The 9,669-nt window shown below is 73.2% G+C and carries 7 protein-coding genes; 3 read left to right on the plus strand and 4 right to left on the minus strand.

Going from position 1 to position 9,669, the window contains the following annotated elements; translation table 11 throughout:
- Positions 1-1,506, minus strand: a 1,506-nt coding sequence (locus tag ACFW1A_RS31325) for a glycoside hydrolase family 6 protein (RefSeq protein ID WP_380414779.1), incomplete at its 3' end; no start/stop codon positions are given.
- Between the two features lie 516 nt (positions 1,507-2,022).
- On the opposite strand from ACFW1A_RS31325, the gene ACFW1A_RS31330 reads away from it, so the two are divergent.
- Entirely contained in the window at positions 2,023-4,998 is a 2,976-nt protein-coding gene (locus ACFW1A_RS31330; RefSeq protein WP_380414781.1) for a glycoside hydrolase family 48 protein, read from the plus strand.
- Positions 4,999-5,028: 30 nt separating this feature from the next.
- Here ACFW1A_RS31330 and ACFW1A_RS31335 read toward each other — a convergent pair whose 3' ends face one another.
- The gene (locus ACFW1A_RS31335; protein ID WP_380414783.1) at positions 5,029-6,231 is read right to left on the minus strand and encodes a helix-turn-helix domain-containing protein; all 1,203 of its coding nucleotides are present in this window, start codon (positions 6,229-6,231) and stop codon (positions 5,029-5,031) included.
- 364 nt (positions 6,232-6,595) lie between these two features.
- Here ACFW1A_RS31335 and ACFW1A_RS31340 point away from each other — a divergent pair, with 364 nt between their 5' ends.
- The gene (locus ACFW1A_RS31340) at positions 6,596-7,537 is read left to right on the plus strand and encodes an esterase/lipase family protein (protein WP_380414785.1); all 942 of its coding nucleotides are present in this window, start codon (positions 6,596-6,598) and stop codon (positions 7,535-7,537) included.
- A 12-nt stretch (positions 7,538-7,549) separates the two neighbouring features.
- On the opposite strand, the gene ACFW1A_RS31345 is transcribed toward ACFW1A_RS31340, so the two are convergent.
- Together ACFW1A_RS31345 and ACFW1A_RS31350 are read right to left on the minus strand one after the other, a co-directional pair.
- Positions 7,550-8,092: a DUF3515 family protein gene (locus ACFW1A_RS31345; protein WP_380414787.1), complete on the minus strand. Its 543-nt coding sequence runs from the start codon at positions 8,090-8,092 to the stop codon at positions 7,550-7,552.
- Between the two features lie 87 nt (positions 8,093-8,179).
- On the minus strand, positions 8,180-8,353 hold the full coding sequence (locus tag ACFW1A_RS31350; protein WP_380414789.1) for a hypothetical protein: 174 nt from the start codon (positions 8,351-8,353) through the stop codon (positions 8,180-8,182).
- A gap of 110 nt (positions 8,354-8,463) precedes the next feature.
- On the opposite strand from ACFW1A_RS31350, the gene ACFW1A_RS31355 reads away from it, so the two are divergent.
- Positions 8,464-9,669: serine hydrolase domain-containing protein (locus ACFW1A_RS31355; RefSeq protein WP_380414791.1), on the plus strand; the 1,206-nt coding region annotated here is incomplete at its 3' end.

Consider the following 9,669-nt stretch of genomic DNA (forward strand, 5'->3'; position numbering starts at 1 on the left):
GGTGGCGGCGGTCAGGCCGGTGTCGGTGTAGCCGGTGGTGGCGGTGGTGCCGACCTTGGTGCCGTTGCGGTAGACGTTGTAACCGGTGACGCCGACGTTGTCGGTGGCGGCGGTCCAGGAGAGCGAGACCGAGCTGGCGGTGGTGCCGCTGACGGTCAGGCCGGCCGGGGTGCTCGGCGGGGTGGTGTCGCCACCGGTGGTGGTGCCCAGCGCCGGGTAGGCGTTCTGCACCAGCTGCTGGAACTGGGCGGCGAACCACTGGCCGGCGGGCACGTCGTAGCCGGGGATGGCGTCGGTCGGGTAGGTGCCGCCGTTGCCGTCGGTCTGGGTGCCGGCCGGGTCGCAGTGCGGGTCGCCGTGGGTGTGGCCGGCGGTCGGGTAGTCACCGTCGGACTCGCCCGGGGGCTTGATCCAGACGAAGGCGATCACCGGGTCGGTGCTGCCGTACGGCTGGGCCTGCGGACGGTAGCCGATGCCGGCGCCGTTGACGTTGCACCAGTCGCCGCGGAACGGGCGCTGGTCCACCTTGTTCGCGGCCACGTAGGCGTTGACCGTGGTCGGGGTGGAGTTGAGCGCGGTCGGGCGGGCGGACCCGCCCCAGCCGTTGCGCGAGGTGTCGATCAGCATGCCGACGGTGCTCGGGAAGCCGGCGCTCACCACGGAGGCGTGCATCGCCTCGTCGTAGCTGTGCTCGTCGAAGTACGGGTTCCACTGGTAGAAGTTGGCCGAGTCCAGCGGCTGACCGCCCACCTGCATCGTGGAGTTGGTCAGGAACGGCTCTTCGGTGGGGGTGGTGTTGGCGGTGTTGCTGATGAAGCCGTCCACGCTCGCGACGCCGGCCGTGGTCGACTTGGCGACCTTGGCGAACTCCTGGGCGGCCGGGCCCATGTTGCTCGACCAGCCGAGCCAGCCGGAGTGGCCGATGTCCAGGTAGTTGTAGACGTTCGGGATCGCGTGCAGCTTGTTCAGCGCGTACGCCACACCGCTCTCGTAGTACGGGGTCGCGGTGGCGCAGGCGGGCTTGCTCTGGTTGGTCACCGCGTTGGGCAGCGAGTCCGGCTCGATGATCGCCGAGATCCGCAGGTTGCTGTACTTGCTGTTGCCGAGCAGGGTCGCGATCGGGTCGATGTACTGCGACTCGTACTGGGTCAATCCGGCCGCGGTGGCGGGGATCTCGCCGTTCGAGGCGAGCGCGGCGCAGTCCCGGCCGGGCAGGTCGTAGATGACGACCTCGAAGAGCACCGGCAGGCTGCTGGAGGCGGCCTGGGTCTCGGCGGCGTCGAGCTGGGCCTGCAGACCGCGGTGGGTGGAGTCGCCGGTGATCGCGCCGATGCGGTCCATCCAGATCGCGGTCTGGTTGGCGGCCACCTTGGACTCGGCGGTGCCGTTCGCGCCGTCGAGCGCCGCCTGGGCGTTCACCTCGGCGACGTAGTCCGGGTTGAGGAACGGGGTGGCGCCCACGTACGGGTTGGCGACGTGGACGGTGGCGGCCTGCGCGCTGGGCACGACGGCGACCACGGGGACGAGGGCGGCGGCGCCGAGAGCGGTCGCGACGGCCGCTGCGCGCAGTCTCCGCAGGGGCCTGGGGAGGCGGTGGAGCACGGTCGGGTCCCTTCGGGTGGGGGTGGGGGTGGGCCCGGGTGACGCCTTGCCGAGGAGCGGGGAAGTCGTGGGAGCGCTTCCACTTCGCGGCAAGGGCGGTCGCGCCGGTGCCGAGAGACATCAAGCCAGGCCTGCGATGGGTCGTCAAGAGTGGGCGCAGTGATGATTGCTCAAAAGTGGGCGCGCTCCCACGAAGTGACTCTGTAACTTACCGGCGGCGCACCGCGGCCCGCAGCGCCCGTCCGGGCAGGTCGGCGCGCTGATCCGCCCCGGGCGGGAACCCCGGACCCCGGGGGCGGGGTTCCCGGGGCGCACCGGGCGCGGCACTCTGCGGCGAGCAGGACCGCGAGCACCACCGCGCCCAACCGGTGGACGCACCGCGAACCCGCTCCCTCCACCCCCACCCTTCGGAGGTCGCGCATGCGACGCAATGCCCTGCGCTCCCGCGCTCCCGTCTCGATGCTGGCCGCGGTCAGCGCGATGGCCCTGGCCGGTACCAGCGCAGCCCTCACCACCCCTGCCCTGGCGGCCGGTTCGGTCTCCTGCACGGTCGCCTACAGCACCAATGACTGGGGCAGCGGCTTCACCGCGAACCTCGCGATCAGCGACACCGGCAGCACCGCCATCAACGGCTGGACCCTCAGCTACGCCTACGGCGGCAACCAGACCCTCACCAACGGCTGGAACGGCAACTGGACGCAGTCCGGCAAGACCGTCACCGTCACCAACCCCGGCTACGCCACCACCATCAACCCCGGCGCCAGCTACACCACCAGCGCCAACTTCAGCTACAGCGGCAGCAACACCGCCCCCACCGCCTTCGCGGTCAACGGCACCAACTGCACCGGCCCGAACCAGGCGCCCACGGTCTCGCTCACCGCTCCGACGGCGGGCCAGACCTACACGCCCGGCTCCACGGTGAGCCTGGCGGCCACCGCGGCGGACGCCGACGGCTCGGTGGCCAAGGTGGACTTCTACGCCAGCACCGGCGCCGGCAACAACACCCTGATCGGCACCGCCAGCACCGCGCCCTACAAGCTGAACTGGGCCAACGTGCCGGCCGGCGACTACTCGCTGACCGCGGTCGCCACCGACAACCTCGGTGCCACCACCACCTCCGCGCCGGTGGCGATCAAGGTGGCCGGCCCGAGCGTGCTGATCAACCCGAGCACGCTGGCGGTGCAGCAGGGCTCCACCGGCACCTTCACGGTCACCCTGTCCCAGGCGCCGACCGCCAACGTGACCGTGGCGGTGACCCGTTCGGGGACCGACACCGACCTGTCGGTGAGCTCCGGGGCCGGCCTGACCTTCACCCCGGCCAACTGGAACACCGCGCAGACCGTGACCGTCGCGGCCGGCACGGACGCCAGCCAGGCCGGCGGCACCGCCACCTTCACGGCGGCCGCCACCGGCTACGGCTCGGCCGCCGTCACGGTGACCGAGGCGGCCAAGAGCTCGGGCTACGACCAGTACTTCCTGGACCTCTACAGCAAGATGAAGAACCCCGCGAACGGGTACTTCAGCCCGCTCGGCATCCCGTACCACTCGGTCGAGACGCTGATCGTGGAGGCGCCGGACTACGGCCACGAGACCACCTCGGAGACCTACAGCTACTGGCTCTGGCTGGAGGCCGACTACGGCCGGGTGACCGGGGACTGGACCGGGTTCAACAACGCCTGGACCAACCTGGAGACCTACATGATCCCCGGGCACGCGGACCAGCCCGGGCAGAGCACCTACAACCCGTCCAAGCCCGCCACCTACGGCCCGGAGAAGGCCCAACCCGACCAGTACCCGGTCAAGTTGGACTCCAGCGTGCCGGTCGGCTCGGACCCGCTGGCGAGCGAGCTGAACAGCACCTACGGCAGCCCGGACATGTACGCGCCGGCCTGGATCATGGACACCGACAACAAGTACGGCTTCGGCAAGTGCGAGGACGGCAGCACCAAGCCCAGCCTGATCAACTCCTACCAGCGCGGCCCGCAGGAGTCGGTCTGGGAGACGGTGCCGCAGCCGGACTGCGACACGCTGAAGTACGGCGAGTCCGGCTCCGGCTTCCTGAGCCTGTTCAACGACGGCGGCGGCTCCTACGCCAAGCAGTACAAGTACACCGACGCGCCGGACGCGGACGCCCGACTGGTGCAGGTCGCGTACTGGGCCGAGACCTTCGCCAAGGCGCAGAACAAGAGCAGCACGATCAGCGGCACCGTGGCCAAGGCCGCCAAGCTCGGCGACTTCCTGCGGTACGCGCTCTACGACAAGTACTTCAAGCAGGCCGGCAACTGCCTCGGCTCCAAGGCCTGCCCGGCCGGCACCAGCAAGGCCAATGAGCAACTCGGCCTGCTGACGTGGTACTTCGCCTGGGGCGGCGACACCGGCGGGGCCTGGTCCTGGCGGATCTCCGGCTCCACCGCGCACCAGGGCTACCAGAACCCGATGGCCGCCTGGGCGCTGTCCACCGACACCGGGCTGGAGCCCAAGTCGCCGACCGCCGCCACCGACTGGGCCGGCAGCCTGGACAAGCAGCTGCAGTTCTACCAGTGGCTGCAGTCCTCCGAGGGCGGCATCTCCGGCGGCGCCACCAACAGCTGGGGCGGCAACTACGGCGACGACGCGGCCCCGCCGGCCGGCGACCCGACCTTCTACGGCCTCTACTACGACTGGGAGCCGGAGTACCACGACCCGGCCAGCAACCAGTGGTTCGGCTTCCAGACCTGGTCGATGGAGCGGGTCGCGGAGTACTACTACGCGACCGGTGACGCACGGGCCAAGTCGGTGCTGAGCAAGTGGATCCCGTGGGCGATGTCGGTCTCCAAGGCGGACCCGACCACCGGCACCCTGACCACCCCGGACACGCTGACCTGGACCGGCGCCCCGGACACCTGGAACGCGAGCAGCCCGGGCGCCAACGCGGGCCTGCACGTGACCGCGGCCGGCGGCTCCACCGACCTCGGCGTGGCCGGCTCGCTGGCCAAGACGCTGTCCTACTACGCCGCGAAGGCCGGGGACAGCACCTCGCAGAAGTTCGCCCAGAACATCCTGGACATCATCCACGGCAAGTACGCCGACTCGCTCGGCTACTCCGCCCCGGAGACCCGGACCGACTACAGCCGGTTCACCCAGGCCTACGACCCCAGCACCCACCAGGGCCTGTACATCCCGCCGGGCTGGACCGGCAGCTACCCCGACGGCACCAAGCTCAGCTCGTCCAGCAACACCTTCCTGTCCATCCGCCCCTGGTACACCAGCGACCCGCAGTGGTCCAAGGTGCAGAGCTACCTGAACGGCGGGGCGGCACCGGTGTTCACCTACCACCGGTTCTGGGCGGAGGCGGACATCGCCACGGCCTTCGACACCTTCGCACAGCTCTTCCCGACGGTGAACCCGGGCTCCTGACGGGCCGTCACCGGATCCAGGCCCGCCCGGTCAGCGACCGGGCGGGCCGCCGGGGCGCAGCGCCCGCGCCCGCAGCGCCACCTCCAGTTCGAACCGGGCGTCCGGATCGACGAGCGCCGGGCCGAACAGCCGGTGCACCTGGTGCAGCCGCTGGCGCGCGGTCTGCGGGTGGACGCCGAGCCGGGCCGCCACCTCGGGGGCGGTGCCGCGCCCGGACTGCAGGAAGGCGAGCAGGGTGTCCGCGAGCCGGGCGCCCTGCTTGGCCGTCAGCCCGTCCAGCGGCGCCAGCCGACGGGTCGTCACCAGCCGCACCAGCGCCGCGTCGCCGAGCAGCAGCAGTTCGGCCAGGCGGTCGTCGCAGTCCACCGGCGCCGCGGCCAGCGCGCCCGCCTCGCCCAGCCGGGCCCGCACGGCGCGCGCCCAGCGCAGCGAGTCGGCGGCCTGCCCGGCGGTGACGGTCGGCCCGATCACCGCGCCCCGGTCGGCGAGCACCTGCCGCACCGCCTCCTCCCGCAGTGTCAGCGCGGGTTCCGGCACCAGCAGGAACGGCTCGGCGCCCTCCAGTTCGGCCAGCACCCCGGCCGGCAGCCGCTCGCGCTGCGGCCGCCCCGGGGCCGGTCCGGCCCGCGAGGACCCCAGCGCGACGCAGGCCAGCCGATCCGGCAGCGGCCAGCCCGCCAACTCGGCGGCCTGGGCCACGGTGGCCGGCTCGGCCCCGCCGACCAGCAGGTGCAGCAGCAGCAGCCGCTGCCGCCCCAGCGCGCCGGCCCGGTCGGCCTGGTGCTCCGCGTAGCCCTGCACCGAGGCGGCCGCCATCTCGTCGATGTGCGCGAAGACCGCCTCGGCCAGCGCCACCACGACCTCGGTGCCCAGTCCGGCCCGCCGGGCCACCCGGGCGTAGCGCCGCCAGGCCACCCGGGCGCCGAGCCGGTAGGCGGCCTGCAGCGCGTCCAGGCTGCGCCCCTCGGCCAGCTCGCCGCGGCCCAGCGCGCGGTACACCCGGAGCCGTTCCGGCCCGCCGGCCTCGACGCCCGACACCAGGTCGACGAATTCCTCCAACGCCGTCTCCACACCCTGCTGGATTCCGGCGCCGAACTTTCCCGCCAATGGGCGGGCGAATTCCGGGACCTGCCCGCGAATCTCCCGGATGATCTCGGCGGCGATGGCGCGGTTCTCGCCCCGCAGCTCGCCCGCGAGATTGCGCGGCAGCGCGTTCCAGGGTGCGGCCGCCATGCGCTTTCCCCCCATGCGAGTCGCAGCCGGGACAGCGGTATCGGTGGCCCGAACGTGAGTATGAGCGGATGTTACTGCCGCGTCAACACCTGCGCCGCAGTGCACTGAGACACGTGTCCCAGGCCTGCGCAATGGCCGCGGAATGGGTCTTCCGCTCGCCCCGGTGACAGGAATCGCCGGGCTCGCGGCGGCATTCCTGGCATGCGGTTGACGGGTTCTCGGTCCACGATCGGTCGTGCGTTGACCGTCTTCCGGAGCCGCTCCTAGCATCGCCGTCCACCGGTCGCCGGAAATACCACCCAATTGCGCTACGACCGGTATCGGAATTCGAGGACAAGGGACGGTACGGGACATGAGACTCAGCGTGCGAACCAGGTCCGCCGGACTGCTCGCGGCCACCGCGGCCGCCGTCGCCGGACTGCTGGCGGGCGTGGTGCAGCCCGCCGCGGCGGCCGGACTGCCGGTGGAGGACCACTTCGCCCGCGGCTTCCTGGCCGGGTTCACCACCCCCGACCAGGGCGCGCCCGGCGCCGACGACCCGAGCTGCCGGCCCGGCGCCGCGCACCCCGAGCCGGTGGTCCTGGTGCACGGGACGTTCGAGAACCGGAACGACAACTGGCGCGGCGCCGCCCCGCTGCTGGCGGACAACGGGTACTGCGTCTACTCGTTCGACTACGGCGGCGCGCCGGGCGGCTGGGTCCAGGGGACCGGTCCGATCGAGGACGGGGCGGCGAAGCTGGCCGCCTTCGTGCACCAGGTGCGGGCCGCCACCGGGGCCGCCAAGGTCGACCTGGTCGGCCACTCGCAGGGCGGCATGATGCCGCGCTACTACCTGAAGTACCTGGGCGGCGCCGCCGAGGTGGACCAGCTGATCGGCCTGGGTCCGAGCAACAACGGCACCACGCTGGACGGCCTGACCGAGTTCGGCCGCCGGCTCTCCCTGCTGGAGCCGGCCAACAGCTTCCTGGCCGCCGCGGGCTGCCAGGCCTGCGTGGAGCAGGAGGTCGGCGGCCCGTTCATCACCGCGCTGAACGCCGGCGGCGAGACCTGGGCCGGCGTGCGGTACACGGTGATCGCGACCCGCGACGACGAGGTGGTGACCCCGTACACCAACGCCTTCCTGCCGGCCGCGCCCAACGTCACCAACCTCACCGTGCAGGACCAGTGCGTGCTGGACCAGGCCGACCACCTGGAGCTGGCCTACGACCCGATCGCGCTGACCGACGTGCTCAACGCGCTCGACCCCGCCCACCCGCGCCCGATCCCGTGCCAGGTGGTCCTGCCGGTCACCGGGCCGCTGAGCTGAGCCGACCGGTCGCTACTGGTCCGGCGGGGCGTTCAGGTCCCCGCTGAGGTCGGGGAGGGTGGCCAGCACCGTCGGCGAGACCACCGCCAGCGCGTCCGCCGGGTAGCGGGTCGCCCCGGCCGGCGCCGCCACCTCGACGTAGACGTTCGGGCGCTGGGTCAGCGTGAACCGGTGGCCGCCGTGGCCGTCGTCCTCCGCGTACCACTGCACGCCGTTGATGTTCGGCCCGAGGTCCTGCTGGTGCCGGTCCAGCGACGCGGGCCGCGGCACCCCGCAGCGCAGCACCGTGCGCGGCTTCGTGGCGTAGACGGCGACGTCCTCGGACGGGTCGGTGCGCGGGGCGCCGAGCAGGGTGTCCGGCAGCGCCTTCATGAAGGGGGCGCAGAGCGCGGCGGCCTTGGCGTCGGGGTGCGGCGCGGTGGTCGGCGGCCGGTAGGTCCCGCCGCTCAGCAGCACCGCACCGGTGCAGGCCAGCAGCACCACGGGCGCGGCCGACCACCGGACGGGGGCGGGCAGCGACCGCAGCGGGCGCAGGACCGGCTCCAGTCGGGACACCGACCGATGGTAACCGGGCCGCCCACGAGCGCCGTGGGCGGCCCGGCACCGGTGTCGGGCCGGGGCGGTCGGGGCCGCGCGGCCCCGTCAGGCCAGGCCCGGCGGGAACGGCGGCTCGGGCGAGTCCGGCTCCGGGCCCTCGGGATCGGGCGGCGGCACCGGCGGGCGCGGGGGCACCGGTCCGGGCTCGGGCGGCAGCGGCTCGGGCGGCAGCGGCCGGGTCGGCGACGCGTCGGGATCGGACGGGAACGGGATGGTCATGGTCCTCACCTTCCGGTTCCAGCGTAGTTCCGCCGGGGGTGCCCGCGAACGGTTCGTCCGCCCACCAGTAGAGTCCGCCCCGGGACGTCGAACACGACCGGGGAGGGCACGTGCCGGGCTCACTGGCGGATTTCTGCACCGAGGCGCTGGCGGCGCATGACTGTCCGTCAGTCTCCGTCGCGCTGGTCGAGGGCGGCGGACCGGTGCGCCGCGCGGCGTTCGGCCTGGCCGACACCGCGCACCGGCGGGCGGCCACTCCGGAGACCGTCTACAAGCTCGGGTCGGTCACCAAGACCTTCACCGCCACGGCCGTCTGCCTGGCCGCCGACCGCGGGCTGCTCGACCTGGACGCACCGGTGCCCGGCCGGTACGGCGACCCGGCCCCGACGGTCCGTCAGCTGCTCGGCCACCGCGGCGGCTTCGGCGCCTTCTACGCCTTCCACTACGGTCCCGGCGACTCGCCGGTCGACCCGGCGGACTACCTGGTGCCGCTGCGCCCGCCCGGCACCGGGTGGGAGTACGCCAACCTCGGCTACTACCTGCTCGGGCGGCTGCTGGAGCAGGCCACCGGCCGTCCGCTCGCCGGGTACCTGCGCAGCGAGGTGTTCGAGCCGCTCGGCATGGTGGACACGCACGTCGGCGCGGACTACGCCGGGCACGCGCCGACCGCCGAGCGGTACACCGTGGACGGCCGGGCCTACCCGCGCTGCAGCACCCCCCACCCCGGCGCCTCGGACGCCTGGGCCACCGCCACCGACGTGCTCCGCTTCGCCGAGGGCTACCGCTCGCTGCTGCGCCCGGAGACCGCCGCGGCCATGCTCGACCCGCTGCCGATCGACGCGGCGATGGGCTACGGCCTGGGCTGGCAGGTCTCCACCGGCCCGGGCCCGCGGGTGCTCGGGCACGGCGGCGGCGGGGGCGGCACCGCGGCGATGATGCTCACCGTGCCCGAGCGCGGGGTCTCCCTCGCGGTGCTCTGCAACAGCACCGCCAAGACGGCCCGGGACGCGGTGCTGGACCGGCTGATGACCGAGCTCGTCCCCGGCAGTCGGCCGGCCGACTACCTGGCGAACTTCGCCGAGCCGGCCGAGCCGCTCGCGCTGCCGGCCGGCGCCTGGGCCGGCGCCGTGCACACGCCGAAGGGTGAGGTCCCGCTCGCCCTGGAGGTCCTGACGGACGGTCGGGTGACGGTGGAGCTGGCCACCGGGGCCCGGGCGACGGCCCCGGCGGCGGCCTCGGCGCGCTGGGCGCTGCGGGTGCAGCTCCCGCTGCAGCTGCCGACCCCGGACGCCGAGCTGGCCGGTCCGCTGCTCGGG

The organism is Kitasatospora sp. NPDC058965, assembly GCF_042741245.1.
GTDB lineage: Bacteria > Actinomycetota > Actinomycetes > Streptomycetales > Streptomycetaceae > Kitasatospora.

Bases quoted from the DNA above. Each gene is read 5' to 3' on its own strand.
- ACFW1A_RS31330 (WP_380414781.1), top strand. From the start codon at position 2,023: ATGCGACGCAATGCCCTGCGCTCCCGCGCTCCCGTCTCGATGCTGGCC.
- ACFW1A_RS31335 (WP_380414783.1), bottom strand. From the start codon at position 6,231: ATGGCGGCCGCACCCTGGAACGCGCTGCCGCGCAATCTCGCGGGCGAG.
- ACFW1A_RS31350 (WP_380414789.1), bottom strand. From the start codon at position 8,353: ATGACCATCCCGTTCCCGTCCGATCCCGACGCGTCGCCGACCCGGCCG.